Genomic DNA, 25,912 nt, shown 5'->3' with positions numbered 1-25,912 from the left:
ACATGACCATTGACCTTTCTTCCACGGTTGGCGACAGCGCCGCGCCGGCCGTGCTGCCTCGCGAACTGCGTTCGCTGCCCACTCCCGAGCTGATCGGCGACGACGCGCAGGCGCGTCTCGTCGCGCGCCGTCTGGCCGAGGCATTCGCGTCCGAAGCCGCGCTGCGCGATCGCGAACGGCGGCTTCCGTGGGCCGAGCTCGACGCCTTCGTGGCGAGTGGCCTGTGGGGCATCACCGTACCGCGCGAATTCGGCGGCGCGGGCGTGAGCAACGGTACGCTCGCCGAAGTCACCGCAACGATCGCCGCAGCCGACGGCTCGCTCGGCCAGATCCCGCAGAACCATTTCTATGCGCTCGAGGTGCTGCGCGTTGGCGGCAGCCTGGAGCAACAGCGCTTTTTCTACGGACGGGTGCTCGCGGGCGAGCGTTTTGGCAATGCGCTCGCGGAAATCGGCCACAAGGATTTCAAACGACGCACACGGCTCACGCGAGAGGCGGCCGGCTGGTATGTCGACGGCCGGAAGTTCTATTGCACGGGCGCGCTCTACGCACATTGGATCCCCACGCTGGTCGTCGCCGAAGAGCAGGGCCGCGACGTCACTTATCTGGCGTTCGTGCCGCGCGGCACACCGGGCGTTACCGTAACCGACGACTGGGATGGCTTCGGCCAGCGTGTCACCGGCAGCGGGTCGGTGCAGTTCGATCATGTGCACGTCGAGCCCGAATGGGTCGTGCCGTTTCAGGCGTCGTTCGAGCGCGCCACGACGATCGGGCCGCTCGCGCAGATCATTCATGCGGCAATCGATCTCGGTCAGGCGCGCGGCGCGTTCGAAGCCGCGTTGAAATTCGTGCGCGAGCGCTCGCGACCGTGGATCGACGCGAAGGTCGAACGGGCCGCCGACGATCCGCTGACCATTGCGCAGTTCGGCGACCTCTCAGTGCGGTTGCGCGCGGCAGAAGCGTTGCTGCGCCGCGCGGGACGTTTCGTCGATGCTGCGCAGGCGCAGCCCACCGAGCAGTCGGTCGCGCAGGCGTCGATCGCTGTGGCCGAGGCGCGCGCGCTCACCACGACCGTGTCGCTGGATGCCGGGTCGCGCCTGTTCGAACTCGCCGGCACCGCCGCGACGCTCGACGGTCTCGGCCTCGACCGTTTCTGGCGCAACGCGCGCACTCACACGTTGCACGACCCGGTGCGCTGGAAGTATCACGCCGTGGGCAACTACTACCTCAACGACAAGCTGCCGCCGCGGCATGGAGCCTTGTGATGGCGAAGAAACAGATCCTGCTCAACGCGTTCAACATGAACTGCGTGGGTCATATCAACCACGGCCTGTGGACGCATCCGCGCGACCGTTCGAGCGACTACCGTCTGCTGCCGTATTGGACCAACCTCGCGCGCACGCTGGAGCGCGGCCTGTTCGACGGGCTCTTTCTCGCCGACATCGTCGGCGTCTACGATGTTTATCAACGCAACGTGGACGTGACGTTGCGCGAATCGATCCAGTTGCCCGTCAACGATCCCACGCTGCTGGTGTCGGCAATGGCCGCCGTGACCGAGCATCTTGGGTTCGGCGTGACGGTCAATCTCACCTACGAGCAGCCCTATCTTCTCGCGCGCCGGTTTTCGACGCTCGATCATCTGACGCAAGGCCGGGTCGGCTGGAATATCGTCACGGGCTACCTCGACAGCGCGGCGCGCGCCATGGGACTCAGCGAGCAACTGCCGCACGACGAGCGCTACGACCGGGCGGACGAATACCTGGAGATTCTCTACAAGCTGTGGGAAGGCAGTTGGGAGCAGGGCGCGGTGCTGCGCGACAAGGCGGGACGCGTGTATGCGGACCCGGCGAAGGTTCATCAGGTGCGGCATGCGGGCAAGTACTACAACGTGGAGGGGTATCACCTCGCGGAACCGTCGCCGCAGCGCACGCCGGTGCTCTTCCAGGCCGGCAGTTCCGGGCGCGGCCAGCGGTTCGCCGCGCGTCACGCCGAATGCGTGTTCATCTCGCCGCCGAACCGGCAGGCCGCGCGCGAAACCGTGCGCACGTTGCGCGAGCAACTGGTGCAGGCCGGCCGCCGTCCGGAGGACGTGAAGGTGTTCGTCGGCGCCGCGGTGGTTGCGGGCGCAACCGAGCAGCAGGCCCGCGAGAAATATGCCGACTATCGGCAATATGCGAGCCGCGAAGCCGGGCTCGCGCACTTCGCGGCAAGCACGGGTATCGACTATGCGCAATACGATCTCGACGCGCCAGTGGACTACGCGCCCGGCAACGCGATCGAATCGGCCACGCGAACAGCCAAACAGCACGGCTGGACACGCCGCAAGTTGCTGGAGATGTTCGAACTAGGCGGCCGCTATCCGGCCATTGTCGGCAGCGCCGCGCAGGTTGCCGACGAACTGCAGGCGTGGATCGAGGAAACGGGCGTCGACGGCTTTAACCTGAGCCGCACGGTGGTGCCCGAAAGCTACGAGGATTTTATCGATCTGGTCGTGCCGGAATTACAGAATCGCGGCCTGTACAAGACCGCCTATACCGACGGCGCGCTGCGCCACAAGCTGTTCGGGGAGGGCGACCAGTTGCCGGCCCGGCACGCGGCGGCGAGCTTCCGGCAGCATGCCGCGGAGGCGGTATGAAACCGCACACGGTCCGCCTCGCACAACGTTTGTCACAGGAGCACGCATGAGTCTCGATATTTTCTGGTTTTTGCCGACCTCGGGCGATACACGCTATCTCGGCAAGTCCGATTTTGGCCGGCCGCCGACCAACGAATATATGCGTCAGATCGCGGTCACGGCCGAGAATCTCGGCTATGACGGCTTGCTGATTCCGACCGGCAGCAGTTGTCAGGATCCGTGGGTCACCGCCGCCAGTCTCGTGCCGGTGACGCAGCGCATCAAGCTTCTGGTCGCGTTGCGCACCTCGATCAGCGGCCCGACTGCCGCCGCGCGCCAGGCCGCGACGCTCGACCAGGCGTTGCATGGACGCCTGCTGCTGAACGTGGTGCCGGGCGGCGACGCCACCGAACTCGCCGCCGACGGCGTGTTTCTCCCCCACGACGAGCGCTATGCGGCCGCCGACGAATTCCTCACCGTCTGGCGCGATCTGCTCGCCGGCAAGACGGTGGACTTCAAGGGCAAATACGTTCACGTGGAGCAGGCGCGCAACTTTCATCCGCCGGTGCAGCAGCCGGCGCCGGCGCTGTATTTCGGCGGGTCGTCGCCGGCCGCGCATGAACTCGCGGCCAAGCATGTGGATGCGTATCTGACGTGGGGCGAGCCGCCTGCCGCCGTCGCCGAAAAATTCGCCGATGTGCAGCGGCGTGCCGCCGCCCATGGCCGCAAGCTGCGTCTCGGGGTGCGTCTGCATGTGATCGTGCGCGAGACCAACGAAGAGGCATGGGCCGAAGCCGAGCGCCTCATCAGCAAGCTCGACGACGAAGACATCCGCCGCGCGCAGGAGAACTATGCGCGCATGGATTCGGTTGGACAACGCCGGATGGCGGAGTTGCATGGCGGACGCCGCGACAAGCTGGAGATCAGCCCCAACTTGTGGGCCGGTGTGGGTTTGGTGCGCGGCGGCGCGGGCACGGCGCTGGTCGGCGATGCAAAGACGGTCGCCGCACGGTTGCAGGAGTATGTCGACGCGGGCGCGGATAGTTTTGTGCTGTCCGGCTATCCGCATCTCGAGGAGTCGATCCGTTTCGCGGAGCTTGTGTTCCCGTTGTTGCCCGGCAAGAGGCCGGTCACGTTGCGCGATCAGGTGCTGACGGGCGGGGCGTTTGATGTGCGTGCGGGTGAGGGCAGCGGTCGGCCGAAGGCGCAGGCGTAAAGCGGCCAGGCACTGGCTAGCGATAGATCGCTGCGCCGCTCGACAACATGTTTGCGAACATGTCGTCGAGCGCCCAACTCGGCTAACCGGGAGCGACGCCCCTCATGACGCTCCCGGCTGTGCGAGCACCGAACGCCGTTGGATATCCTGAAGCATCGCACTATTGAAGTGCCGTGCTTTCAGCCACGGAGCACGGCCATTCGCCTAGAAGTGCTCGCGATCGAATTCCGGCAATGCACGCGTTCCTTCAAAAGCAACCGAATGCAGCAGTTCTGGCTTCAGATCGAGCAAACGCAGAATCGTGGGCGCAACCTGGGTGGTCAGTACATGTTCGCCGTTCATCTGCCCAGTGCGTTGGGCGTGGGGCACATAGATCACAAGACCGAGATGGCTGTCGTCGGGAGCGTTGCCGCCGTGCTCTTCGTCCTTTGCCGTACTCGAGGTATAGATCACACCCGGGTTCGGCTGGACGACGATGTCAGGCGTGCGTCCGCCGGCAGGGTCCCCAAATCGGCCGGTCAATTGCGGGCCGTAGAGAATGTATGCCTGCGGACCGTCTGCGCAAATACCGGGAGCGTTGCAACCGAGGTTGCCTTTGAGGGTCTTCACGACGGCAGACAGTTGGCTTTGATCGCGCAACCAGATCAGTCCGACGTCATCGGTCTGGACGAAACCCGTTCCGACCAGGCCCGTTCCGTCGTTGAGGTTGCCGCTCTTCGTAGCGTTCTGCCCGAAGTTGCCGTTCGGATCCAGATAGTTGCTTGTTTCAAGCAGTTTCGACAGCGTGTCGCCGTTCTTGATCAGCTTCGAATGATCGGTCGGTGACTGCCCATGCTTGGCCGTAACGATGATCGCCGTCGACGAATAGAGATTACGCTGCTTCAGTTCGGTCACGATGCGACCCAGAGCGTTGTCAAGATAAGCAATCGCATTGCTGACCTGCGGCCCCGGCGTGAAGCTCGCATCCAGATAGCCGCCGCCATGCGCGACCGTCGCCTTCTGTGCGACGCTCAAAGTCTGGAAGTTGGTGCCAAACAGTGTGGGCACATCGGCGCTGGATTGACCTGTGGAGTCTTTGCCGTCGATCTCATTGATCAGCGACTGCACATGCAAATTGTCGAACTGTTCCGTGTGCGTGTAGACGTCGGTGTAGTTCGTATTGGTGGCCGGATCGATCGAGTTGATCTCGGTGCGCGAGAGATCGTCCACGCCCGTGCCTGACGGCCCGTTCAGCCAGTCGTAGCCCCATGCATGTTTGTCTGCCCAGGCGGTGCGCGCGCCTTTCACGTTGCGTTTAACTAGTTCGAAGATCGTATTGGTCTTCACATAGTTATGCGGATAGACGGGCGCACAGACACCATTGACCAACGTATGCGGGATAGCCTGCGGATTGAACGCGCCGCCACCGTCGAGATGCGTTAGTGCGCCGCCGTTCTCGCCGTCGATGCCAGTCGTTTCGTCGAATACGACATTCCAGCCTTGCTTGCCGGTGCAATTGCTATCGGACGGCGCGAAGAGCGTGCGGTCGTAGGATACGTCGTAGAAGAGGCCGGCGGATTTGGGCGAGCCCCCGGTGACGAGCGCCGCGAGACCCGGGAACGAATCCGACAGGCCCGGAGTGTGCGCATTGGTGTAGGTCGTACCGGACTTGGCGAGCAGCGCAAGATTCGGGCATGCATTCGAACCGATGCAGCGTGCGACGTCCTGTTCATGCAGACCGTCGAAGCTGATCAGCAACACATGCTTCACTGACTCGTGCTCGTGCTCGTGTTCATGCTGATCGGCCGCCGCCGCGCCCATTGAGTACAGCCCGGCGAGCAGGGCAACGCCCACGCCAAGGCCGATCTGCTTGCGTTTCCCTATGCGCATCGTCTTCATTTCCCGTCCTTTTTTCAGGTTGCCACGAAACATTTGGTAATCCGGGAATGAATGTGCAGGGCAATTGAGTCGTCAGGATGAATGGGCGCTTTCGATTCCATAACCAGCAAGCGGCTAATGGTATGGACTGGAAAAAAACAGCAATCAGCAATTGCCTTAAGGTTTCCTTAAGGATTGAGTGGTGGGTTGAAAAGTTGAGCTGAATCGCTAACGTTGACCGGAACGTTGTCGCGAGTATTTGAACGTCTTGCACGCCTCGAATCCCGTCGTGATCAGACAGTGTTTGGCAATTGTGTCCGAACGGAGGCGAAGGGTTCCTCGTACGTCGAAGGTGGGGCTAACGTGCCGCTGCGTTGGACCCGCCAGGTCTGATAAATCCGCGGACTGACACCGTGAGACCAGCTGCATCAACGTTGTTAGCCAATTTGAGCGTCAACTGCTGTCGCTGCGCAATACGGGCCGCAATGGCGAGTCCGAGCCCGCTGCCCGTCCCCTTGGTATGCTCACCGCGATAGAAGCGGTCGAGCACACGCTCCAACTCTCGCTCGGGAATGCCGGGTCCGGTGTCCACCACGTCGAAGCCGAGACGCTCCCCTGTGAGGCAGAGTACGACGTCGACCCTGCCGCCTTGCGGCGTGTAGCGGATCGCATTGTCGATCAGGTTATTCAGCAGCACGCTCACCCCATGCGGATCAGCCAGCACATCGCACGGATTGTCTTGCGTCACGGGATGCCGGAACTCCAGGCCCAAATCAATCTGCTTCTGTTCCGCCAGCAGGGAGAAATCGCTGACTGCCTGCTCGCCGATTTTCCTCAAGCTGACCGATACGCCTTCGTTTGCCGGATTCGCATCCTCCCTTGCAAGCGTCAAAAGCTGTTGAACGAGGCGGATGATGCGATTGAGCCGTGTGTCGATCCGCTCGATCGTCTGGCCATCGTCTTTCAAGGTGCCGTTGTTCGACGCTGCCTGCAACTGCAGTTTCAGCGCGGCAAGCGGCGAGCGCAGTTCGTGCGCGGCATCCGCAATGAAAGTGCGCTGCGCCTGTGAGGCGGCGTTCAGACGCTGCAGCAGGTCGTTCAATGCATCGACGAGCGGCCGGATTTCGACCGGCACCTGGCCGTCAAGACGCAATGGTTCGAGCGAATCGAGCGAGCGCGTTGCCAGTGAGCGCGATAAGCCGCCAATCGGCGCGAGACCTCTCGCCACGACGAACAGCACGAGTACGATGGTCACAGGCATGAGCAGGCCGAGCGGCCACAAGGTATGGAGCGCGAGGTGGAGCGCCAGCGCTTCTCGTACGGAGACGGGTTGCGCAACCTGGATAAAGCGGTCCGGCTGCTGCAAGCCCAGGACGCGCCAGTGAGCCTCGCCCCGTTCGATGGTGCGAATACCCGCGGGCAGTCGCGCCAGAACCGGCGACAAGCGGGAGTGGTAGACGAGCGAGCCCCCTTTGTCCCATATCTCGATCAGAATCCGGTCGTCCGAAATACCTTCGAACTCCGAGCCTTGCCGCTCGACTGTCTCCGCCGTTTCGAGATTCGATGGCAAGGACAGGGCAACGGTACGCAGTTCGTAGTCGAACAGTTCATTGGCTTCTTCGCGGGCCGTATGAAAGATCCCGAATGCCGCAATTCCGGAGGCGGCGGCGAGGCCGCAGATCAGCCAGCCGAGTAGCCAGCGGCGAATCGACGTCATTCATGCCTCTTCAATCGATAGCCAACGCCACGCACCGTCACGATCTGTTCTGCGCCGATCTTGCGCCGCAGGCTGTGCACGTGCACTTCGATTGTGTTGCTTCCCACTTCATCGCCCCATCCATACAACTTGTCTTCGAGTTCGGACCGGGTGAAGACGCGCGCGGGCTCTTCGATCAGCGCCTGCAGCAGCGCGAACTCCCGCGGCACGAGCGCTACCGGTGCGCTGTTCTTCCTCACTTCGTGAGCGGCGGGGTCAAGCGTCAGTTCACCATGGGAATAGATCGGCTGTTTCTGGCCGGTTCGTCGTCGCAGCAACGCCCGCGCTCTTGCTGCCAGTTCATCCAGATCGAAGGGCTTGATGAGGTAGTCGTCGGCTCCGGCGTCGAGGCCGCGAATGCGCTCGTTCACGGAGTCGCGTGCTGTCAGGATGATGACGGGCGCCTGACCACCTTGTTTGCGGTAGCTATTGAGCAGATCGATGCCGTCTTTTTTAGGCAGGCCGAGATCCAGCAGGACAAGGTCGTACACGCCGTTGCCAAGCGACAACTCGGCGGCCCGGCCGTCTTGCGCCCAGTCGATTGCATACCCTTCGCGCCCCATCGATTCGAGCACGGTTTCCGCAATCATTTCATCGTCTTCTACCAGAAGCAGACGCATCGGCGCTCCTTGCGTTGTTCACCATCCGACATTGTCGCGCATCCGGAATTAACGTTTCCTTAAGCAATTGTTAAGCGTTCGGTCAATATTATCTGCCTTTCGAGAGCAAGCGGATCGAAGCGCTCATGCACGCCGGCGCATTCTTGGGCAAACGAAAGCGCTGCGGAACGGCGCGATGCGCCGGTCGACAGACGACGCATGGACAGTCTAGTGGTGAGTGAAAAGCCCGGCATCCGCGCCAGACGACGCAACATGAGAGCGCGGCGTCCGAGATTCTGACGATCCGCCCGTTTGCGTGCCGTAACCAGTCGCACCGGCTGTTTGGCGCGGGCTCGCGTATTGCTGAGAAGCCGGATAGTCCATTTTGGATTGATGCAGGGTGTGGTCTCGCTCGGCTTCGGCTGTTTGCGCTCGCACCTCGGCGCGCGTGAGTGGACCATTGGTCGCCTGCGCGAAGCTGGCGACAGGCAGCGAAGCGGTGATGGCAAGGATGCAGATGGAGAGGATGCGTTTCATAGTGCGTTTTCCTTGGGAATCTGAATGAATATTCCTGACCTTCGCGCTTCGAGTCCTGCGCGCCGATCTGGAGCATCACGTCGAGGGCCCTTGTGACGTGCATCATCAGAGTACGTGTTGAACCTTAGGTGACGCTTATCCGGCTTCCGTGCGGATTGAATACGCGCGAACGGCTCGGTTAAGCGGGTGTTAACCTGACTGATGCAATCTGTCTGCCACGTCTTCGGCGCCGCTGGTGCGAGGCGCAGGCGCTTGCGGGCGCAACGATCGATTGAAGTGCAAAGAAAGAGGAATGAACATGAAAGGAAGCACTGCGAGCTTTGCCAGCCAGGCTGTCAGCAAGGTTCCCGAGGTAACGATCGGATTCTGGGCGATCAAGGTGGCCGCGACGACGCTGGGGGAAACCGGCGGAGATTGGGTATCCATGTCGCTGAATCTTGGTTATCTGGTTGGCTCTTCGATCTTCCTCGTGTTATTCGTCGCCCTCGTTTCCGCCCAGGTCAAGGCAAGAGATTTCCATCGCTTCCTGTACTGGGCGACGATTGTCGCCACGACCACGTTGGGTACGACAATGGCGGACTTCGCCGATAGATCGCTAGGCATCGGCTATCCCGGCGGCACTACGCTAGTCGTTGCGCTATTGATCGGCAGTCTGGCCATATGGTATCGGTCGGAGGGGACGGTCTCGGTCGAGAGCATCGTCACCGCCAGGGCTGAATGGTTTTACTGGATTACGATCCTGTTTTCACAAACGCTCGGCACGGCGCTCGGGGACTGGGTAGCGGGTGAAGACCGCGGCGGGCTCGGTATCGGATACGAATATGGCGCAATGCTCTTTGGAGCGGGCCTGATTGTCGTAGCCGCACTTTACTTCTGGACGCGTGTATCGCGCACGGCGCTGTTCTGGTCAGCGTTTATTCTGACCCGGCCACTCGGCGCGACGTTGGGGGACTTCCTCGATAAACCGGTGGCGCAGGGCGGACTGCAGGTGAGTCGGCTGTATGCGTCGGGTATCCTGCTTACTTTCATGGTGGCGTGTATCGTGCTGATTCCGCAGCGGCCAACCAGGAGGGAGCCGGCAGCCTGATCATGCGCGCTATCGGATGGCATGGAAAACCATGCAGTTCCATCAGGACGTAGTGAAGGCAACTCATTCCGAATGCACAGATAGCCGGCCCGTCCGGCTTCTTTGAGCGCCATTGTTCATTCCGTCCAGTGAGACTGCGCGAATGAGTTTCGCTGCTAGAAGCGGTAAAGGACCGACGCCATCCCGTTGAGGTCGAGCCGGCGCTCGGTGATCGGACTGCCGGCGGCGTAACGCTCGAGGCGTCCCACAACGGCAGCAACGTTCGCCGACCAGTGCGGACTGATCTTGTACGTGGCATTCACGTTGAAGTGAGCATCGCGCAAACCGGAACCGGTATCGTAGTGCGGTAATCCCGATGCCGCGCTTTCCTGCTGCGTGACGCCAAACATCGTTTGGGTATAGGTCGCGTTGGCCCACGTGAGGCCCGGGCCCATTGAAATGAGCCAGTTGCCGATCGGCGCCGATACGAACAGATCGGCCATCGCCGTCAGACCTTGCCCCGTTCCCGCGATGTCCTGGTAGGCCGCCACCGCGCCGGTGAACGCCCACCACGTGTAATCGCCGAAGATCCGCAGCTTCGGTCCATAGTGCACGTCGGGCAAGCCTTTGAGCCGCGCATCGTCGGACGATGATCTCGACTGGAAGTCGAAACTCACCGACATGCCGAGGTGATAGTTCTCCGCGTGCATCACGTTGACGCCGAGCACATCCGGACCCTGCGAGAAAAAGCGGTCCTTCCATGAAATGTCCTGCACGGGGAAGGGAAGCACTTGCAACTGTGAGGAGCCGGGGAACTTCGGGAACACGTACATGCCCGGCCCGACCGAGATTTTCCAGTCGCTGTCCGCCTGCGGTTCATCGGCGTGCGCGATGCCCGTCGTACAACACGCGCTTACCGCTGCGAGCGCCAGGCAGCGGCGTCGGAAAGATGCGATATGGAGCTTCATGCTTTCCTCGCCACGGCGGCCAACTGTCTCAGGCGTCGAGCGAGCGCCCGTGATACGACAGGCGTCGGATTGTTGCAGGACGCCGACGTTGCGGCGCTTTCGCGCATGAATAGCGCGCATTCCCGCGCGACTACCTCGCGCTCGTTGTCAGAGGTGATCATATGGTACGAGTCGTCGAGCCAGATGGTGCGAAGAAACGACGCGCCGACGTTCGCCACGACATACTGTGCATTGTGTGGACTGGACGTCTCGTCGTCGATCGCATGAATGATGAGGCAGTCGGTGCTGATGCTCTTCAGCTTCTCGCGTACCCAGTTCGCAAGCCGGCTCGCTTCGTGAAGCGCGGGCATCGCAATGGATGCGGGTCCCACTTCGCTGATTTCACCTCTTTGCATCACGCGCGCAATTTTCGAGCGTAACGCCTCGTTGCGCAGACCGTAGGGTTCGTGCTCGCGATAGCGATAGCGCGAGCGCAACGGCGTGTAGTAGACGTAGTCGAGTAGAAATCGATACCAGGGAATCGCCCAGCCGTCGTAACTGAGTGTGATCGACAACAGCAGCAACGCGCGCGCGATCGGGCGCTGTTGAGTGACGGCGGCGGCCAGCGTCGCGCCCATGGAAAGTCCGCATACCGAAACGTGCCGGTATTGCGCGGCAAGCGCGTCGAATTCGGCGACGGCAGCGCTGATCCACTGTTCCATCGGCGCATGTCCCGTGCCGGCACTGTAGCCATGAAGCTCCGGCGTGTGAGTCACGAAGCCTTCTTCGGCAAGCGCGCGCGCAAGGAAGCGCAATTCCGCGGGAGAACTCGACAGGCCGTGTAAAAGCAGGACAGCGTGATCGTTGCCCTGAGCGGAGGGAAATGGAGAGGGCTTCATGGTCAGTCTTCCGCCCGAAGGATCAGAAACTCGCCGGACGGCGTAATGAAGCGTTCGCACATACATTCGACCGCGCGCCAACCGTGTCCTCTCGATAGAAAACGCATGCGGTGATGGCCCGGCATCAGGCGGTCGTTCACACGCGCGAGATCATCCCGATGCACTTCCGAATGCCGGGTGCCGTAGGCGATGCCCGTTCGAAACGATTCGTCGTCGATGACGCCGTCGGCCGTGGAAGTCGCCGCCGCCGCAACAAAACTGCTAGGCGGCGCGCTCGTTGCCGGATCGACTGCCTTGATGAGAATAAGTGATCGGTTGTGCTGGGCGATGTGATGCAGCATGCGATGCATTTCATCCGTGGCGCGACGCGCCAGCAGGCGTTCGTTATCGCCGCGCAGCAGCATTTCATAGCGCGACTGCGCGACAGACGCCAGAAGTTCGGCGCGATACTGCGCGCGTTTCAAACGCTCGACCAGCGTGATGACAACAATCGTGATCAGCGGATACGAGACCAGCAGGCGGATATCCGACGCGTCGATGACGTCCAGGCGTCCATACGGCGGGACAAACAGGTAATCCGCGAGACAGAGTCCCGCCAGCATCACGCTGAATGCGGGCGCGAGACCACAATAGTATTCCACGAGCACGGCGGCGATGAGAAAGGCGGTGCCCGGCATGATCGGACCAAGCAGCGGGTGCAGTACTGATCGGATGGCAGCGGCGGTAAAAAGTGCCGTAGCTGCAATAATCCACCGTCTGCGGCCTCGCGGCGCCCAGCGGCGAGAGTTTTTGACTTTCATTTTGTTATATACGGCGAGGTGACATTGACCCATGAAACAGTGATTGTGCCAGACACTTTTGTGACATATCCGGCGATATCAGGCAAAGTTTGGACTGGGCCGTGTTTTCCCGAATGCAATGGCAGCAAACTGACCAATGGGAATTAGCGCATCGATCCGGCGTTTGTCCTTATATCGGCCCCGAAACTAGTAAAGCCGCTTCGCACGAGACAAAGCATGCGCGTGCTTACCTATGCCCTATGGATCGCTGTCGCCGCCTATCTGGGCGCGGCGCTGACGCTGTATCTGATGCAGGACCGCATGCTGCTTCCATCCACCCCGGACGCGGCGGATCTGCGCACGGTCGTGAACGCGGGTAACCACATTGACGCGTGGAAAGCGCAAGGCGCGTACGCGGGTTACGTCGTCACGCCGACGGAGCACGTACCGCGCGGTACGTTCATCGTCTATCACGGCAACGAGGAGTCGGCGGAGACCAAGCTGCCGCTCGCTAATGTATTCGTACGCGCCGGGTTTCGGGTCGTCATTGCCGAGTATCCAGGGCACGGCAAGCGGGGAGGTGAGCGCACCATGCAAGCGGCGACGGTTGCTTCCCGTGAAGCTTTGGCATCCGTGCTCTCGCAATGGCGCGGTCCAGTCTATCTAGTGGGCGAGTCGCTCGGCGCGGGCATGGCATCGCAAGTTGTCAAGGGCAACGAGTCGGCGATCGCGGGCGTCGTGCTTATTACGCCGTGGGACTCGCTTGCGAATGTGGCCGCTGAAAAGTATCCGGCTTTCCCGGTGCGGTGGCTGCTGCACGACCGCTTTGATTCGATCGCCGCCGTATCGCGTTACGAGGGGCCGCTGGTCATCATCGGGGCGCAGCGAGACGAGTTGATTCCGGTCGCGCATGCACGACGTTTCGCGATCGAGCACGATCATGCCCGGCTCATGCTGTTGCCCAACGCCGATCACGACGACTGGTTCGGCGCCATGACGCCGCAGGACTGGGGGCGGGTTCTGCAATGGCTTAAGGCCGCATGAAGCGAAGCCTGAACGCAAGGGCTGGGTCTTCGCGTTGATGAGGCCTGTTGTGCCGCACACGCGCAGCGGTTTAACTGGCCGAATCCGCGAGGAAAGTCACCCGCCCTCCTGCGAGACCACAGAGTCGACACCGCACTGCTCGGGTGTCGACTACTGCGCCGCATTTCAGCCCAGCATCTTTATGACTGCCTTTGCACTCGCCTCCGACGAGCCAGGGTTCTGCCCCGTCACCAACTGTCCGTCGACCACCACGTGGCTCGCCCAATCCGGTCCTTTACTGTAATGCGCGCCAAGCTTTTGCAGTTCCGACTCGACAAGAAACGGAACCACGTCGACAAGCCCGACTGCAGCCTCCTCTGAATTGGAAAAGCCGGTGACCTTTTTCCCGTTCACGAGCGGCTTTCCGTCGGTGCCCTTCACGTGCCGAAGGACGCCAGGCGCATGGCAGACAAACGCAACCGGTTTTCCCGCTGTTTGAAATGCTTCAATCAACGATATCGATTTCGAGTCCTCGGCAAGATCCCACAGCGGGCCGTGGCCGCCGGGATAGAAGACCGCGTCGTATTCCGCTTCATCAGCCTCCGACAGCGGATGCGTATGAGCGAGCAGTGCCTGCGCCTCCTTGTCAGCGCGAAAGCGTTTCGTTGACTCGGTTTGCGCGTCTGGTTCGTCACTTTTTGGATCAAGAGGCGGTTGGCCTCCCTTGACCGACGCTAGCGTAATTTCTGCTCCCGCGTCCTTGAATACATAAAAGGGTGAGGCAAATTCTTCGAGCCAGAATCCGGTCTTCTTTTCTGTGTTACCAAGTTGATCGTGGGACGTCAAAACCATCAGGATTTTCATCACAACCTCCAATGTTGAGCAGCTGAATTGTCAGCGAGACGTGCTTCACTCGGACCACGGTTGTGGGCAAAGGTTGCGAGGTCGCAGAAATCGGCCTTCGAATACGAGCAAGGCGGTATTAGGCGAAATTCGCAAGGCTGGTTTGATGAAACCGACAGATACCCCCACCCCCTATGTTAAACTCAAGTCTATTTTTCGCCCTGAACGGGTGTCTGGGGAGCCGCGGTGAGTCATACGGTCCATGAAAAACAGAAACTTCTTAACCGGGTTCGCCGTATCAAGGGGCAGGTTGAAGCCATTGAGCGGGCACTCGAGGAAGAGCATGGCTGCTCCGATGTTCTGCAGCGAATTACGAGTTGCCGCGGAGCGATGAATGGCCTGCTTGCCGTCGTACTGGAGGACCATATCCGCAATCATCTCGTCGATGCAGAAAGCGCGGATGAGCCTGATGTCAGCGCGACCGAACAGCTCATCGAAGTTGTTCACAGCTATTTCAAGTAAAGTCAAAAATGAGTGATTTCAACGATGCCGCGTTCGGTGCGGGGCATGACCACATCTTTCTGGGTTCAGCCCATGAGCAGAACGAACGCAGGACCTGGGCGGTGATTGCGCTGTGCTCGGCCATGATGGTCGCGGAAATCGTCGGTGGCAGTTTGTTCGGGTCGCTTGCGCTCGTCGCCGATGGCCTCCACATGTCGACGCACGCGGGTGCGATGCTGATTGCCGCACTGGCTTATACGTACGCGCGCAAACATGCCACGGATTCCCGCTTCGTATTCGGTACCGGCAAGTTGGGCGACCTGGCGGGATTTACTAGTGCCATCGTGCTGGCAATGATTGCCTTGCTGATTGGCTACGAGGCAGTGTCACGCTTCCTTTCGCCGGTGCCCATCCATTTCGGTGAGGCTATTCCTATCGCGGTCGTCGGCCTGCTGGTCAACCTCGCGAGTGTCTGGCTTCTTGGCGGCGACCATCACGGTCATAGCCATGCTCACAGCCACGGGCACGGTCATGAGCATGGCCACGACGACCATGCGCACGAAGACGACGCACAGAAGGTCTTCACCGCGTCCGGCGTGTTTGACGTGTCTATCTTCGAAGACGGTGTGCCTCCAGTCTTTCGGGTTGCGCCTGCCACTGCGGGTTCGCAGTTGGAAGCGGCCGGGGGAACCATTACAACCGTACGACCTGACGGATCGCGACAGGTGTTTGATTTAGTAGAGCGGGGTGGGTATCTGGAGTCGAAAGACCCCATTCCGGAGCCGCACGCATTTAAAGCTGTGGTGCGGATGGCGGGCGGCGAGTACGAGGTCGAATTCGAAGAACATGTGCATCACGACGAGGTGGATCATGCGGCCATTCGGGACCACAACATGCGGTCTGCCTACATCCACGTGATAGCAGATGCAGCGGTCTCGGTGCTGGCCATTGTCGGCCTCCTGCTGGCGCGCGCATTCGGATGGCTTTGGATGGACCCGCTCGCCGGTGTCATTGGAGCACTGGTGATTGCGAACTGGTCCTACGGACTGATGCGTGACACAGGCGCGATTCTGCTCGACATCAACCCCGACCGACGGATGGCGGACAACGTCCGCCAGGTGATCGAAGACTCGGGTGACAAGGTCATTGACCTGCACGTGTGGCGACTCGGCCCCGGCCATATGAGCGCTGTGGTGTCCGTTGCGACCAATGAACTGCATCGCGATTCGCGCTTCTATCACGCGGTCCTCAAGCGTTTCAAGGGCCTCTCGCATGTCACGGTTGAAGTACAACCTGCACAAGCGGCTGCCTGAACAATGGTAGTCAAGTTTGGTGCCATAGCCTGAGGCGCTGGTCGCTACAGCGTCGGTTTTTCGATGAAACCCCGAGCCGACCAGTCGACGCGAAATGCTACAAGTGCTTACAAATCTTGCCGGCGTTGCGTCCACCAATTTGCCGGCTCCCGCGTTCTTGCTGACATACGTCAACGGAGCGCACTATGAACACCAATCTGACTTCCAATCCGCCGCAACGCAGTCGTATTCACCCCCTGGTTGCCGGTGCGGCTGTGGCCGTCATCCTGGCCAGTGCCACAGGCATCGCTGCGATGACCGGCATTCTGCCGACGTCACGCGCCACGACCGCGCCTTCGACGGCGGCAGCACCTGTGGCCGCGCAAATCGCCAGCGCCCCGGCGACGTCGCCGCAACCGGTCGCGGAGCAGCGCGTCACGCATGAGCAGACGTCAACGCAACCAGGCGTCCATCATCATCGTAGCGCGGCGCTCGAGCAGGCTCCGAGATATGGGAACAACGACGCCTATCAAAACTCGGCACAGCCCGCAGCGAGGCCGGTCGCCGTCGACCCGAATGCCGGCGAAGTCGTGGCCATTAACACAGTTCAGGAACCCGAATCAACGACGGGTCTTGGAGCCGTAGGCGGAGCTGTCGCCGGCGGTCTGTTGGGAAACCAGGTTGGAGGAGGGCGCGGTCGCGTGCTGGCAACGATTGCAGGAGCGGTTGGCGGCGGATTGGCGGGCAACGGCATCGAGCATGCGGTGCGCAAGGCGACGAACTACCAGGTGCAGGTGAGAATGCAGGACGGCAGCTACCGGAATTTCAATTACTCGACGCAGCCTTCGGTCCAGGTGGGTGAGCGCGTCCATGTTTCCGGAGACTCGCTAAGCGTGTCGTAATCATGGTTGTAACCGGCAGTTTTCGCAGCGGGTTACTGCCGGTTACAGAACTGACAATTCGGACGCACCTGCGTCCGCGCGCCTCTCTAAAATCCGCGTTGTTCGCCATTGCCTGGTATTCGCCAGAAGCCGGCGATACAGGAGATCTCCATGAAACGCGTTACCCTTTTTCTGGCGGCGGGACTCTGCGCCGCGTGCGCATCCAGCGCGGCTCTCGCACATGCGGATATCGGCGTGTTTCTCGGTGTGCCGGGTCCCGTCTATGCCGCACCTCCCCCGGTCGTCTATGAGGCTCCGCCGCCAGTGGTCTATGAAGCACCGCCGCCAGTGGTCTACGCGCCGGCACCAGTCTATGGCTATGGATACCGCTATGAAGGGGGTTACGGCGACGAACGCAGGTGGCATGATCACGGCCGCCACCGCGGATGGGAGCATCATCACCGCGGCGACGATGACGATTGATCTGGCGGTGGCTACGCGCACGATGCGCGACTGAACGCTCGCGAAAATAGTGCGAAGCGCGTCACCTTGGAGGGTCATCCTTTGGACGTGACATCAACCGCCTTCGAACCACTCCAGATGGCGAGAAAGTGCTGCCTTTAAAGGCGGTTGGCAAGTCGGGACTCAGTCGGTTCCATGATCAGATGCCCTGTACCGTCGTCATATCGATAAGCGAAGGCGGTTGCTGCCAAGCCGGCGCCGCTGCCGCAGTCGCGGTGAATCATAATTCCACCACCTTGGTCGAGCAAAACGCCGGATTTTCCCACGTAAGGTCACTGTATGACCTGGCGTTGCCGAGGTTGGCCGGATATCCACGCGGATTCGCAACGACTCGCGACGCACCGTGGTGGTAATCAAACGAATCGTGCACGTGGCCGTGAATCCATAAATTCGCCTGGCCAAGCAGGTTGCGTAGATCGCTGAGAAAGCCAGGATTGATTGGGTGATCCAGAAAGCGCGGGTGAATCGAATCGGGTGAAACGCCGTGATGAGTCACCACGACTGTCTTTCCTGGAAACGGGATGCTCAATTGGCGCGTCAGCCAGTCGACCGCGCCTTTGTGTTCGATAAAAGCGTGTTCCGGGCTGAAGCGTTCGGTATCAGTAAGCCAGATCGCCGAATGGTCCGACATGTGGGCGCGTGCGTAATCCATACTCGAATCACGCGTGCTGTAGAGCTCGTAGTCGGTCCACAGGCAGGCTCCGAGAAACCGTACGCCGCCGATAACGACAGATTGACGCTCAAGATATCTGACCTGTGTGCCAGCCGACCTGACTCGAAGCGCCTCTACGACCGAAGCATAAGGTAATCCAAATGCTTCATGATTCCCCGAAACATAGACAACCGGCACCGGCCAGTGCTCAAAGTAGTCGACAGCGTGCGTGCCACAATGAACATCGCCAGCAAGGACAAGAACATCCGCGTCGGTTGCGACTTGAAGCGGTAAGTCATCGAAGCCTCTGTTTTCGAGGACGTCCAGATGGAGGTCCGATGCAATCTGTACACGCATTTAATTCAGAGAAAGCATTTTGTCCGCGGCTCATCGATCGACACGTAAAACATTTCCGGAACAGTCATTCAGAATGCCGCTACGCAGATGGATTCAGCGCCGTTGACGATTGATGGTGGTCGAACGGAGATATCCCTCCCCGCAACAAGCCGGGCCGCTTCGAGCGAAAACTCCGATTACCTATGGACGAAAGGTATCTCTCGCCACGCCAGCGAGCTTAATGTGAAGAATGACTAGCGGCCGTTGCGGGCATGTCAGCGAAATCAATGCTCGATGTGAGGACGTGCCTGTGAAGGTCACATCATTACGCCCAAGGCCAACACGAAACGCTCTTCGCGCCAGACGCTTGATCACCAGGAGCGCGCCCAGTATCAGGGCGACTGCCGACAGCCGAAACAAGGATGTCACGAATAGCTTTTCAGGGGCATGCGCCACGAGTCGCGCCACCAGTCGGACCGCGAAAATTTAGATACCGGTTTCATCGAGATGAATCGAATTGCGCTGAATCTAGCATATCGACCTGAAGGAAAACTTAAGCACCCGAAAAATGAAGAATGGATCGCGCCGGGCTATTATCCGATTGACTTTTCGATTCCCGAATATTTCTTTCAATAGATATCAAGTAACAAATCATGGCGCCGTTATCTGCATCGAGCACGAATGGTCGTGCTCACATTCGTCTTCAGGTGAACCATGACAATTTCCTCCATCGCGAATCCTCAGATCAGCGCGCAATATCCGACGCCGCAAAAGGCGGCCAAGGGTGGTGAAGCTGGTGAAGTCGGTGCCGACCTCGACGGTGACGCTGATGACGGCGGCCGAAAGGCTAGCCCGGCGGTTGCAGCACCATCGAGCCCCGCGCCGAGTGTCAACTCCAGCGGTCAGACGGTAGGCACGCTCATCAACATAAAGGCCTGACGGCGTCAGCGCGGTCGACATGGGCGGCGCGGGGACATGATCGACCAGTGGGCGCCTGCGATGAATGGCGCACGACTTGGCGAGGCCATCAGGAGCGTCGACCTGCCTGCCCGTGTCATGCCAAAGCAAAAATTTACGACCCGTTGACGCGACTGAGGAAAGCGGCGAGGTGATCAGCGACATGGTTGCCGTTCACATTCCGATGAAGAACTCTCCGTCTTCACGAAACAGTTGGTCGAACTGTGCGCTGCATCCCGACCATCCTGAGATAGCGATCATTATTCTCACAAATAATATATAGTTGGATATATTATCAAGGTGCAAATTATAGGAAGGTGAGATGAGGAAGAAGTCCGCCCCAATCGATCTGTCGGTAATGCAGGCATCGGCGGAGAAAGCCTGTGGTCTCCTGAAGGTGCTGGCCAATCCCGACCGGTTGCTGTTGATGTGCCAGTTGTCCCAAGGCGAGTTGTGCGTGAGTGACCTGGAAGAGCAGTTAGGCATACGTCAGCCCACACTCTCACAGCAACTTGGGGTGCTTCGGGATAACGAGCTCGTTGAGACGCGGCGGGAGGGAAAGAGCATCTTTTATTCCATCGCGAGCAAGGAAGCGATTGCGGTCATGACCGTGCTGTACGACCAGTTTTGCGCCCAATGAAGGTGAGGAGAGGTCATGTCGATTGATATCGCGAGTTTTACGCCGGGCCTGTCATTGACTGGCGGTCTGGTGATCGGCGCCGCGGCTGCCGTGCTTGTTTTATTCAACGGACGTATAGCTGGCATCAGCGGCATCCTCGGTGGGCTGCTTGGCGCGCCACACAAAGATGCCGGCTGGCGGGTCGCTTTTCTTACCGGGTTGATTGGAGCACCGGTGCTGGCAAGCCTGCTTGGAAACCCGGTAGCGCCTGATATCCAGGCCGGGTGGACCGAAATACTCATTGCGGGTTTTCTCGTCGGCATAGGCACGCGTTACGCGAGCGGTTGCACGAGCGGCCATGGTGTCTGCGGCATCTCGCGCGGCTCTATCCGTTCGCTGGTCGCGACGGCAACATTCATGGCAAGCGGTTTTATGACCGTGTTCGTGACAAGGCATCTGCTTGGAGGTTGAAATCATCTCTTTATACACAACTCGACACTTGCGGCAAGGATGGTGGAGTAAAAAATTAGCCGCAAGGGGGTTGTTAACTGTGCGGATTTCGCGTTTACTCTCGGATTTTCAGCATGAAGATCCGAGACGACGCAGGAGCATGGGTGGACGAGGAATTTGAGACGCTGGATCTGGGTGATCCACGGCGAGACCGGCGCGCGAAGGAGCTGGTCAAACGGTTCGCCAGCCGACCCACGGCTAGCATTCCGGGCGCGTGCGAAGGCTGGTCAGAGACGATCGCTGCATATCGCTTTTTGGGCAATGAGCACATCGACTGGCGCGACATGATGCAGCCGCATTGGGACCGTACCACGGCACGCATGGGGCAGTTGCCGGTGGTGCTGTGCATTGCCGATACGACAGAGCTGAACTTTAACGGTCAGGATATCGAAGGGGCTGGCCCGCTCTGTTATGAAGCACAGGTGGGCATGTATCTTCACGCGACCTATGCGGTGACACCGGATCGGGAGCCGCTGGGTGTGATGAACGCATGGATGTGGGCGCGCGAACCACGCGATGCAAACGGCAAGCGTGGGGGCGTTAAGGAAAGTGCGCGGTGGATCGAAAGCTATGAGATCGTGGCCGAACAGGCACGGGCCCTGCCTGACACGCGGCTGGTGTATGTGGCCGATCGTGAAGGCGACATCGCCGCGCTCATGCAGCGTGCGCAGGAACTGGGTGAACCGGCGGACTGGCTGATGCGCTCGCAACACAATCGCGCGCTCAAGGGCGAAGCAAGTTTGTGGGAGACGGTGCACGCCAGCAGGGTACTCGGCCACATCAGCTTCGTGCTGCCCGGGCGCAGCGGCCAGAAGGCGCGTGAAGTGAGGCAGGAACTGCGTAGCCAGCGCGTCACGCTGCCCGGGCGTGCCGGTGTCAAGCTCACCTGCGTCGAGGCGTATGAAGTGGATGCGCCAGCGGGTGTGAAGCCCGTTATCTGGCGTCTTGTGACCAACCGCGAAGCAGGTGATGCGCATGCCCTCATCGAACTCGTTGACTGGTACCGCGCGAGGTGGGAAATAGAAATGTTCTTCAACGTCCTGAAGAACGCCTGCGGGGTCGAGGCACTGCAACTCTCACAGATGGAGCGGGTAGAAAAGGCGCTCGTGCTGTACATGGTCGTATCGTGGCGTATCGCGCGGCTCATGCGTGTGGGCAGGACCTGTCCGGAGTTGGACGCGTCGCTGTTCTTTGCGGCTGACGAGATACACGGCGCCCATGTGCTCTGTAAGAAAGCGCGTCCCAAAAAACCGCCGACGCTCAACCAGATGATACGGATGGTCGGCTCACTGGGCGGATTTCTCGGGCGCAAGAACGACGGCGAACCAGGCGCGAAGACGCTATGGATTGGCATGCAGCGAGTTATGGATGCTGTGATCACCATACAGATCTTGCGCGACGGCTATGACACTTCTGTATAACGAGATGGGTTGAAATGGGTTTGCTCGCTGCTTTAAGGCAAAGCTGAATAAGTCCACCGTTCATGACGGTCACGCGTTATAGCGTGAGCATGCAACGGCGAAAGCGAAAAATGATGAATCAACTGACACTGGCGATGGCTGTCGATCAATGCGCGGGGTTCGGGGCGCAGCGCAAACCAACGCGACGTGAAGCGTTTCTTGATGAGATGAACAGGATCGTGCCTTGGGCGCAACTGTGCGCAGTGGTCGAGCCGTTCTATCCGAAACGTGGCAATGGCCGCCCGCCGATCGTGCTGGAGCGCATGCTGCGGATTCACTTTGTGCAGCACTGGTTCAACCTTGCGGACCTTGCGTGCGAAGAGGCGCTGTACGACAGTCTCAGCCTGCGCCGTTTCGTTGGGATCGACCTTGGCAGCGAAACGGTTCCGGACGCGACCACGCTGCTCAAATTCCGGCATCTGCTGGAAGAGCACAAGCTGGGCGAGCGGATCTTCGCGGAAGTGGGTCAGGTGCTGCAGGCGCGGGGAGCAAAGCTCAAGAGCGGCACGATTGTCGATGCCACACTGATCGGTGCACCCTCGTCGACGAAGAACAAGGACAAGGCGCGTGACCCCGAAATGCATCAGACACGCAAAGGCAAGCAGTGGCATTTCGGCATGAAGCTCCATATCGGCGTGGACAGTCAGAGCGGGCTTGCTCATAGCGCAGTCGTAACGGCGGCGAACGTGCATGACAAGTATCCGCTGCCACAGTTGCTGCACGGTGAGGAGCAACGCGTGTACGGCGACAGCGCATACGCGAGTCAGAAAGCGCTGATCCATGGCAAGGCACCGAAGGCGCGCGACTTCACCAACAAGCGCACGCGCCGCAAGGGCATCGTCGACGAGGTGGCGCGCCGCAAGAATCGCAACAAGTCGAAGATCCGTGCCCGGGTCGAGCATGTGTTCGCGGTCGTGAAGCGGTTGTGGGGCTTCACGAAGGTTCGCTATCGCGGTCTGGCGAAGAACGCCAATCGCGCCTTCGTTGCACTCGCGCTGGCCAATCTGTACATGTGGCGAGGTCGCGCGACGGCACAGGTGCGCCCGTAAAGGGCCAAAGACGGGCAAATAGCCCGCGCAGAGCCCCTCGAGGGGCGTAACGTGACACGGAATGCCCGCTTTTACGGCCGTCATTCGCGATCTCGAAAGATTACACATGCCTTGGTCGCAACCTGTCGTGTTTACGCGGCTTGATCAGCGCAGCCTTAATTTCCGGCCTTCTGTTTGGAGTCGGCCTGATGGTGTCCGGCATGGCTAATCCGGCGAAGGTGCTGGGATTTCTCGATATTGCGGGACGATGGGATCCCTCTCTTGCATTCGTGATGGCCGGCGCGATAGCCATCGGCTCTATCGCGTTCCTGTTTGCAAAAGGCCGCAAGAAATCCCTGCTGGGGCTGCCCATGCAGATTCCGGCCAATACCAACGTGACGTTGAGACTTGTGCTGGGAAGTGCGGTATTCGGCATCGGCTGGGGGCTCGCGGGATTTTGCCCGGGACCCGCGCTGGTCGCACTGGGCGCTGGCTTTCCGAAAGCATGGGGTTTTGTGGCCGCAATGCTTGGTGGCATGGCCGTGTTCGAGTTCGTCGAACGCGCGAAATTGAGTCGGCAGCAGGGCTGACACGCTGCGCACGGATTGGTGAGCCGTTCGCGCAATTCCCGCGCTTATAGGGGCAGAGGAATGGACCGCATGGCTGCAGTCAGTATGCTACCGGGAGCTGTTGTCGGCCTGATTCTGGCGCTGACGGATGCTGGCGACGCTATCGTGGCAGTACCCATGCTGCTCTTTGTTCTTGACATGATTGTGGCCGGCACGAGAGGGGATTGGGTGTAATCGGCTATCACTGTCTACTACGCAGGAATCTCATTCAATGAAACCGGGCACATTATTTACTACGCTTATCGTGATGGCAGGCCTGGGCGCGGCGGTTGAATCGTTCGCGGCGGACGCTGAACGTCAGGCCGAGGTCGCGCAGCGAGGTGCGGAGGTCATGCCGTTCAGCCTCAAGGCCACAACTCACATCTTCACCAAATCGGACGATGGGGGGAGCCAGCAGGTAATTGCGAAAAACCAGTCTGATAGCCGCCAAATTCGGCTGATTCGCAAGCATCTTCGTGAAATCCAGACGCAGTTTCAGCGTGGTGACTTTTCGGCGCCCGCCCGGACCCACGGAGCCGACATGCCCGGGTTGGCGCAACTCAGGGCGGCAAAGCCTGGCCAGATATCCATTGCGTACAAGGACATTAGAGGTGGAGGCGAGCTCACCTATCGCAGCGATGACCCGAATCTGGTGTCGTCACTTCACACATGGTTCGACGCGCAGCTGTCGGACCACGGTGCTGATGCGATGGATGGGCATATGCATCATCATGCGGACATGGCGCCGCAGTAAGTCGCACGCTACGACGCTTTGTCGGAGAACTGGGTAGCGCGACAGAAACCGGCAGAAATCCGGCTACGTTGATAGTCAGGGCGAAAGCTCCTCAAAGGCTCTCAACGCATGGGTGGCATACATCATTGATGGGCCGCCTCCCATATAGACCGCAGTGCCGAGCACGTCTTCCAGCTCGGCCCTTGTCGTGCCCAGCTTCACCAGCGACTGGACGTGAAAGCCGATGCAGTCGTCACAACGACAGGCAATCGCAATCCCTAACGCGACCAGCTCCCGCGTCTTTCGGTTCAGTGCCCCGTCTTTTGTCCCGGCCGCAGCGAGTTGGCCGAATGCGGTCATCAAGTCAGGCTGCGACGCGCGCATCGCTCGCATCTGAACCGATACCGCGCCTGTCAGGTCTTTGTAGCTGGAGATACCGCTCATGTCCGCTCCTGTAGTTGGCGGGCTTTTATGGCTGCGAGGTCGGCCGTAATCCATTGTTCAGCCATGTCTACTTTGTACTGGCGGGCGGTGGCCCGCCCCGGTATTGCTGCTGCAACATCATGTTGTTCATCATCTCCTGCTGCATCTGCAGGTATTGGTCAGTCATGTATTGACGCTGCCGCAGTTGCTCGGGTGTCAGGCGCGAGTAGTAGCCGCCCATATGCGCCCAGCCTCCCATCATTCCGGGCCCGGCGCCCCCCATCATTCCCGGGCCCATTCCATGACCCATCATCCCCGGCCCCCACATTCCGTGCATGATTGTCATCGCACTTTGCATTGTGGCCCAGTGCTGTTCTAGCAGCTTCTGGCGTTCCTGAGGGTCTTGAGTTTTGCGAATCTGGTCCATCTGCGCCTGCATTGTCTTCATTTGCTCCTGGAGCTGGGCGAGATTCTTATCGAACTCCACAGCACCCGGAGGCTGCGTTTTTGAAGTGCTGTGCGGTGCGTCTGTGTCTTTGGATGCAGCTTGCAGGACCGGGGATGTCAACGCGATACCGGCGGCCATCGCAACAAAGAGCTTCTTCATATCTCCCCCTTGTAGATGTGCCACGTGACGACAGGGCATGTGTTGTCATCGTGCATTACAAGGGTATATGTCAGGGCCGACCTTCCCTTGACGCTCGTCAATGAGGCAGCTGGAGTCGATTCGCAAATGGTCGGATTCTCCATGTGTGAAAAATGCCGCTCCATCGTCTGCGACTTGACCGAGGTCAATGACGCCTCCTTCGGAGGGACGAGCATGACGCAGTGGAGGCGGCCGCGGTCTGGCCGACAGGCGGAATTCGTGGGAGCAATGATGAGCAAACTTGATGTGTTCGAACCGGCTATGTGCTGCGCGACCGGCGTCTGCGGCGTGGACGTAGACCCGGCGCTGGTTCAGTTCAGCGCCGACCTTCAGTGGCTGGCTGAACATGGTGTCGAAGTCGTTCGGCACGGCCTCGGACACGATGCGGCAGCCTTTGCGGCAAATCCTGAGGTGATACGGGAACTGCATGCGGGTATGGACCGTCTGCCCATTGCAACGGTGGATGGCCGGATCATCTCCGTCGGGGTGTATCCGTCACTTGCCCAACTGATTCAGAAACTGGGGCTCAAGATTCCCGCCGCCGAAAAGCCGCACATCAAGGCCGGAGCCTGCGCTTGCAAGCCCGGCGAATGTTAACCGGCACACCG

Annotated in this window: 29 protein-coding genes; 18 read left to right on the top strand and 11 right to left on the bottom strand. The window is 60.1% G+C overall.

Going from position 1 to position 25,912, the window contains the following annotated elements; translation table 11 throughout:
- Positions 1-2 precede the first annotated feature (2 nt).
- Genes BLW71_RS21765 through ssuD form a run of 3 tightly spaced genes read left to right on the top strand, consistent with a single transcriptional unit; the run spans position 3 to position 3,830 of the window.
- On the top strand, positions 3-1,265 hold the full coding sequence (locus tag BLW71_RS21765) for an SfnB family sulfur acquisition oxidoreductase (protein WP_091801324.1): 1,263 nt from the start codon (positions 3-5) through the stop codon (positions 1,263-1,265).
- The gene (locus tag BLW71_RS21760) at positions 1,265-2,635 is read left to right on the top strand and encodes an LLM class flavin-dependent oxidoreductase (RefSeq protein ID WP_091801321.1); all 1,371 of its coding nucleotides are present in this window, start codon (positions 1,265-1,267) and stop codon (positions 2,633-2,635) included. Before BLW71_RS21765 ends, BLW71_RS21760 begins: the two co-directional genes overlap by 1 nt.
- A 46-nt stretch (positions 2,636-2,681) precedes the next feature.
- Positions 2,682-3,830, top strand: coding sequence for an FMNH2-dependent alkanesulfonate monooxygenase (gene ssuD, locus BLW71_RS21755; protein WP_091801318.1), 1,149 nt, complete (start codon positions 2,682-2,684; stop codon positions 3,828-3,830).
- A 204-nt stretch (positions 3,831-4,034) separates the two neighbouring features.
- Here the strand turns inward: ssuD and BLW71_RS21750 are convergent, their stop codons facing one another.
- From BLW71_RS21750 to BLW71_RS21735, 4 genes are all read right to left on the bottom strand, one after another.
- On the bottom strand, positions 4,035-5,630 hold the full coding sequence (locus BLW71_RS21750; RefSeq protein WP_502686853.1) for an alkaline phosphatase family protein: 1,596 nt from the start codon (positions 5,628-5,630) through the stop codon (positions 4,035-4,037).
- A 415-nt stretch (positions 5,631-6,045) separates the two neighbouring features.
- Positions 6,046-7,404 carry an ATP-binding protein gene (locus BLW71_RS21745; RefSeq protein ID WP_091801316.1) on the bottom strand — a complete coding sequence of 453 codons (1,359 nt, stop codon included), beginning with the start codon at positions 7,402-7,404 and terminating at the stop codon, positions 6,046-6,048.
- The gene (locus BLW71_RS21740) at positions 7,401-8,063 is read right to left on the bottom strand and encodes a response regulator (protein ID WP_091801313.1); all 663 of its coding nucleotides are present in this window, start codon (positions 8,061-8,063) and stop codon (positions 7,401-7,403) included. The genes BLW71_RS21745 and BLW71_RS21740 overlap by 4 nt, the downstream gene beginning before the upstream one ends.
- Positions 8,064-8,270: 207 nt before the next feature.
- Positions 8,271-8,579, bottom strand: a complete 309-nt coding sequence (locus BLW71_RS21735; RefSeq protein ID WP_091801311.1) for a DUF4148 domain-containing protein — start codon at positions 8,577-8,579, stop codon at positions 8,271-8,273.
- Between the two features lie 298 nt (positions 8,580-8,877).
- On the opposite strand from BLW71_RS21735, the gene BLW71_RS21730 reads away from it, so the two are divergent.
- A complete protein-coding gene (locus BLW71_RS21730) occupies positions 8,878-9,666 on the top strand; it encodes a COG4705 family protein (protein ID WP_091808697.1) in 789 nt (262 codons plus the stop codon).
- Positions 9,667-9,821: 155 nt separating this feature from the next.
- On the opposite strand, the gene BLW71_RS21725 is transcribed toward BLW71_RS21730, so the two are convergent.
- The 3 genes from BLW71_RS21725 to BLW71_RS21715 are packed head-to-tail and all read right to left on the bottom strand — an operon-like array spanning position 9,822 to position 12,291.
- Positions 9,822-10,613: a MipA/OmpV family protein gene (locus BLW71_RS21725; RefSeq protein WP_091801308.1), complete on the bottom strand. Its 792-nt coding sequence runs from the start codon at positions 10,611-10,613 to the stop codon at positions 9,822-9,824.
- A complete protein-coding gene (locus BLW71_RS21720; RefSeq protein ID WP_091801306.1) occupies positions 10,610-11,491 on the bottom strand; it encodes an alpha/beta hydrolase in 882 nt (293 codons plus the stop codon). The genes BLW71_RS21725 and BLW71_RS21720 overlap by 4 nt, the downstream gene beginning before the upstream one ends.
- A gap of 2 nt (positions 11,492-11,493) precedes the next feature.
- Positions 11,494-12,291: a DUF4118 domain-containing protein gene (locus BLW71_RS21715; RefSeq protein ID WP_091808695.1), complete on the bottom strand. Its 798-nt coding sequence runs from the start codon at positions 12,289-12,291 to the stop codon at positions 11,494-11,496.
- A gap of 216 nt (positions 12,292-12,507) precedes the next feature.
- Here BLW71_RS21715 and BLW71_RS21710 point away from each other — a divergent pair, with 216 nt between their 5' ends.
- Positions 12,508-13,314, top strand: coding sequence for an alpha/beta hydrolase (locus tag BLW71_RS21710; RefSeq protein ID WP_091801303.1), 807 nt, complete (start codon positions 12,508-12,510; stop codon positions 13,312-13,314).
- 165 nt (positions 13,315-13,479) lie between these two features.
- Here BLW71_RS21710 and BLW71_RS21705 read toward each other — a convergent pair whose 3' ends face one another.
- Positions 13,480-14,157 (bottom strand): type 1 glutamine amidotransferase domain-containing protein, encoded by a 678-nt coding sequence (locus BLW71_RS21705; RefSeq protein WP_091801301.1) that lies wholly within the window; start codon positions 14,155-14,157, stop codon positions 13,480-13,482.
- Between the two features lie 225 nt (positions 14,158-14,382).
- On the opposite strand from BLW71_RS21705, the gene BLW71_RS21700 reads away from it, so the two are divergent.
- The 4 genes from BLW71_RS21700 (at position 14,383) to BLW71_RS21685 (ending at position 17,293) form a co-directional block, all read left to right on the top strand.
- Positions 14,383-14,658, top strand: a complete 276-nt coding sequence (locus tag BLW71_RS21700; protein WP_091801298.1) for a metal/formaldehyde-sensitive transcriptional repressor — start codon at positions 14,383-14,385, stop codon at positions 14,656-14,658.
- 8 nt (positions 14,659-14,666) lie between these two features.
- Positions 14,667-15,950 (top strand): CDF family Co(II)/Ni(II) efflux transporter DmeF, encoded by a 1,284-nt coding sequence (gene dmeF / locus BLW71_RS21695; protein ID WP_091801295.1) that lies wholly within the window; start codon positions 14,667-14,669, stop codon positions 15,948-15,950.
- 185 nt (positions 15,951-16,135) lie between these two features.
- Positions 16,136-16,831, top strand: coding sequence for a glycine zipper 2TM domain-containing protein (locus BLW71_RS21690; protein WP_091801292.1), 696 nt, complete (start codon positions 16,136-16,138; stop codon positions 16,829-16,831).
- 150 nt (positions 16,832-16,981) lie between these two features.
- Positions 16,982-17,293: a hypothetical protein gene (locus BLW71_RS21685; RefSeq protein ID WP_091801288.1), complete on the top strand. Its 312-nt coding sequence runs from the start codon at positions 16,982-16,984 to the stop codon at positions 17,291-17,293.
- 259 nt (positions 17,294-17,552) lie between these two features.
- On the opposite strand, the gene BLW71_RS21680 is transcribed toward BLW71_RS21685, so the two are convergent.
- The gene (locus BLW71_RS21680) at positions 17,553-18,341 is read right to left on the bottom strand and encodes a metallophosphoesterase (protein ID WP_091801285.1); all 789 of its coding nucleotides are present in this window, start codon (positions 18,339-18,341) and stop codon (positions 17,553-17,555) included.
- Between the two features lie 693 nt (positions 18,342-19,034).
- On the opposite strand from BLW71_RS21680, the gene BLW71_RS21670 reads away from it, so the two are divergent.
- The 8 genes from BLW71_RS21670 (at position 19,035) to BLW71_RS21640 (ending at position 24,256) form a co-directional block, all read left to right on the top strand.
- Entirely contained in the window at positions 19,035-19,259 is a 225-nt protein-coding gene (locus BLW71_RS21670; RefSeq protein ID WP_286162070.1) for a hypothetical protein, read from the top strand.
- A 340-nt stretch (positions 19,260-19,599) separates the two neighbouring features.
- Entirely contained in the window at positions 19,600-19,917 is a 318-nt protein-coding gene (locus tag BLW71_RS21665; protein ID WP_091801279.1) for an ArsR/SmtB family transcription factor, read from the top strand.
- A 15-nt stretch (positions 19,918-19,932) separates the two neighbouring features.
- Positions 19,933-20,367, top strand: coding sequence for a YeeE/YedE family protein (locus BLW71_RS21660; protein ID WP_091801276.1), 435 nt, complete (start codon positions 19,933-19,935; stop codon positions 20,365-20,367).
- A 113-nt stretch (positions 20,368-20,480) separates the two neighbouring features.
- Entirely contained in the window at positions 20,481-21,827 is a 1,347-nt protein-coding gene (locus tag BLW71_RS21655) for an IS4 family transposase (RefSeq protein ID WP_091797797.1), read from the top strand.
- Positions 21,828-21,940: 113 nt separating this feature from the next.
- Positions 21,941-22,915, top strand: a complete 975-nt coding sequence (locus tag BLW71_RS21650) for an IS5 family transposase (RefSeq protein ID WP_091800817.1) — start codon at positions 21,941-21,943, stop codon at positions 22,913-22,915.
- Between the two features lie 140 nt (positions 22,916-23,055).
- Complete coding sequence (locus BLW71_RS21645; protein ID WP_353615893.1) at positions 23,056-23,484, top strand: YeeE/YedE family protein; 429 nt, start codon at positions 23,056-23,058, stop codon at positions 23,482-23,484.
- Between the two features lie 69 nt (positions 23,485-23,553).
- The gene (locus BLW71_RS41070) at positions 23,554-23,697 is read left to right on the top strand and encodes a hypothetical protein (RefSeq protein ID WP_286162069.1); all 144 of its coding nucleotides are present in this window, start codon (positions 23,554-23,556) and stop codon (positions 23,695-23,697) included.
- A gap of 37 nt (positions 23,698-23,734) precedes the next feature.
- The gene (locus BLW71_RS21640; RefSeq protein ID WP_091801270.1) at positions 23,735-24,256 is read left to right on the top strand and encodes an aspartate carbamoyltransferase; all 522 of its coding nucleotides are present in this window, start codon (positions 23,735-23,737) and stop codon (positions 24,254-24,256) included.
- A gap of 75 nt (positions 24,257-24,331) precedes the next feature.
- Here the strand turns inward: BLW71_RS21640 and BLW71_RS21635 are convergent, their stop codons facing one another.
- Positions 24,332-24,679 (bottom strand): carboxymuconolactone decarboxylase family protein, encoded by a 348-nt coding sequence (locus tag BLW71_RS21635; RefSeq protein ID WP_091801267.1) that lies wholly within the window; start codon positions 24,677-24,679, stop codon positions 24,332-24,334.
- 67 nt (positions 24,680-24,746) lie between these two features.
- Positions 24,747-25,265, bottom strand: coding sequence for a hypothetical protein (locus tag BLW71_RS21630; RefSeq protein ID WP_091801263.1), 519 nt, complete (start codon positions 25,263-25,265; stop codon positions 24,747-24,749).
- 87 nt (positions 25,266-25,352) lie between these two features.
- Between BLW71_RS21630 and arsD the strand changes: the two genes are divergently transcribed.
- Positions 25,353-25,901: an arsenite efflux transporter metallochaperone ArsD gene (gene arsD, locus BLW71_RS21625; protein WP_286162068.1), complete on the top strand. Its 549-nt coding sequence runs from the start codon at positions 25,353-25,355 to the stop codon at positions 25,899-25,901.
- The last annotated feature ends 11 nt before the right edge of the window (positions 25,902-25,912 follow it).

It is taken from the genome of Burkholderia sp. WP9, from assembly GCF_900104795.1.
Classification (GTDB): Bacteria; Pseudomonadota; Gammaproteobacteria; order Burkholderiales; family Burkholderiaceae; genus Paraburkholderia.
Note: the sequence above shows the minus strand (reverse complement) of the source record. Positions and strands in the feature narration are given on the sequence as shown.

Coding starts and splice junctions, on each gene's coding strand:
- BLW71_RS21765 (WP_091801324.1), top strand. CDS start 3: ATGACCATTGACCTTTCTTCCACGGTTGGCGACAGCGCCGCGCCGGCC.
- BLW71_RS21760 (WP_091801321.1), top strand. CDS start 1,265: ATGGCGAAGAAACAGATCCTGCTCAACGCGTTCAACATGAACTGCGTG.
- ssuD (WP_091801318.1), top strand. CDS start 2,682: ATGAGTCTCGATATTTTCTGGTTTTTGCCGACCTCGGGCGATACACGC.
- BLW71_RS21750 (WP_502686853.1), bottom strand. CDS start 5,630: ATGGGCGCGGCGGCGGCCGATCAGCATGAACACGAGCACGAGCACGAG.
- BLW71_RS21745 (WP_091801316.1), bottom strand. CDS start 7,404: ATGACGTCGATTCGCCGCTGGCTACTCGGCTGGCTGATCTGCGGCCTC.
- BLW71_RS21740 (WP_091801313.1), bottom strand. CDS start 8,063: ATGCGTCTGCTTCTGGTAGAAGACGATGAAATGATTGCGGAAACCGTG.
- BLW71_RS21735 (WP_091801311.1), bottom strand. CDS start 8,579: ATGAAACGCATCCTCTCCATCTGCATCCTTGCCATCACCGCTTCGCTG.
- BLW71_RS21730 (WP_091808697.1), top strand. CDS start 8,878: ATGAAAGGAAGCACTGCGAGCTTTGCCAGCCAGGCTGTCAGCAAGGTT.
- BLW71_RS21725 (WP_091801308.1), bottom strand. CDS start 10,613: ATGAAGCTCCATATCGCATCTTTCCGACGCCGCTGCCTGGCGCTCGCA.
- BLW71_RS21720 (WP_091801306.1), bottom strand. CDS start 11,491: ATGAAGCCCTCTCCATTTCCCTCCGCTCAGGGCAACGATCACGCTGTC.
- BLW71_RS21715 (WP_091808695.1), bottom strand. CDS start 12,291: ATGAAAGTCAAAAACTCTCGCCGCTGGGCGCCGCGAGGCCGCAGACGG.
- BLW71_RS21710 (WP_091801303.1), top strand. CDS start 12,508: ATGCGCGTGCTTACCTATGCCCTATGGATCGCTGTCGCCGCCTATCTG.
- BLW71_RS21705 (WP_091801301.1), bottom strand. CDS start 14,157: ATGAAAATCCTGATGGTTTTGACGTCCCACGATCAACTTGGTAACACA.
- dmeF (WP_091801295.1), top strand. CDS start 14,667: ATGAGTGATTTCAACGATGCCGCGTTCGGTGCGGGGCATGACCACATC.
- BLW71_RS21690 (WP_091801292.1), top strand. CDS start 16,136: ATGAACACCAATCTGACTTCCAATCCGCCGCAACGCAGTCGTATTCAC.
- BLW71_RS21685 (WP_091801288.1), top strand. CDS start 16,982: ATGAAACGCGTTACCCTTTTTCTGGCGGCGGGACTCTGCGCCGCGTGC.
- BLW71_RS21680 (WP_091801285.1), bottom strand. CDS start 18,341: ATGCGTGTACAGATTGCATCGGACCTCCATCTGGACGTCCTCGAAAAC.
- BLW71_RS21670 (WP_286162070.1), top strand. CDS start 19,035: ATGACAATTTCCTCCATCGCGAATCCTCAGATCAGCGCGCAATATCCG.
- BLW71_RS21665 (WP_091801279.1), top strand. CDS start 19,600: ATGAGGAAGAAGTCCGCCCCAATCGATCTGTCGGTAATGCAGGCATCG.
- BLW71_RS21660 (WP_091801276.1), top strand. CDS start 19,933: ATGTCGATTGATATCGCGAGTTTTACGCCGGGCCTGTCATTGACTGGC.
- BLW71_RS21655 (WP_091797797.1), top strand. CDS start 20,481: ATGAAGATCCGAGACGACGCAGGAGCATGGGTGGACGAGGAATTTGAG.
- BLW71_RS21650 (WP_091800817.1), top strand. CDS start 21,941: ATGAATCAACTGACACTGGCGATGGCTGTCGATCAATGCGCGGGGTTC.
- BLW71_RS41070 (WP_286162069.1), top strand. CDS start 23,554: ATGGCTGCAGTCAGTATGCTACCGGGAGCTGTTGTCGGCCTGATTCTG.
- BLW71_RS21640 (WP_091801270.1), top strand. CDS start 23,735: ATGAAACCGGGCACATTATTTACTACGCTTATCGTGATGGCAGGCCTG.
- BLW71_RS21635 (WP_091801267.1), bottom strand. CDS start 24,679: ATGAGCGGTATCTCCAGCTACAAAGACCTGACAGGCGCGGTATCGGTT.
- BLW71_RS21630 (WP_091801263.1), bottom strand. CDS start 25,265: ATGAAGAAGCTCTTTGTTGCGATGGCCGCCGGTATCGCGTTGACATCC.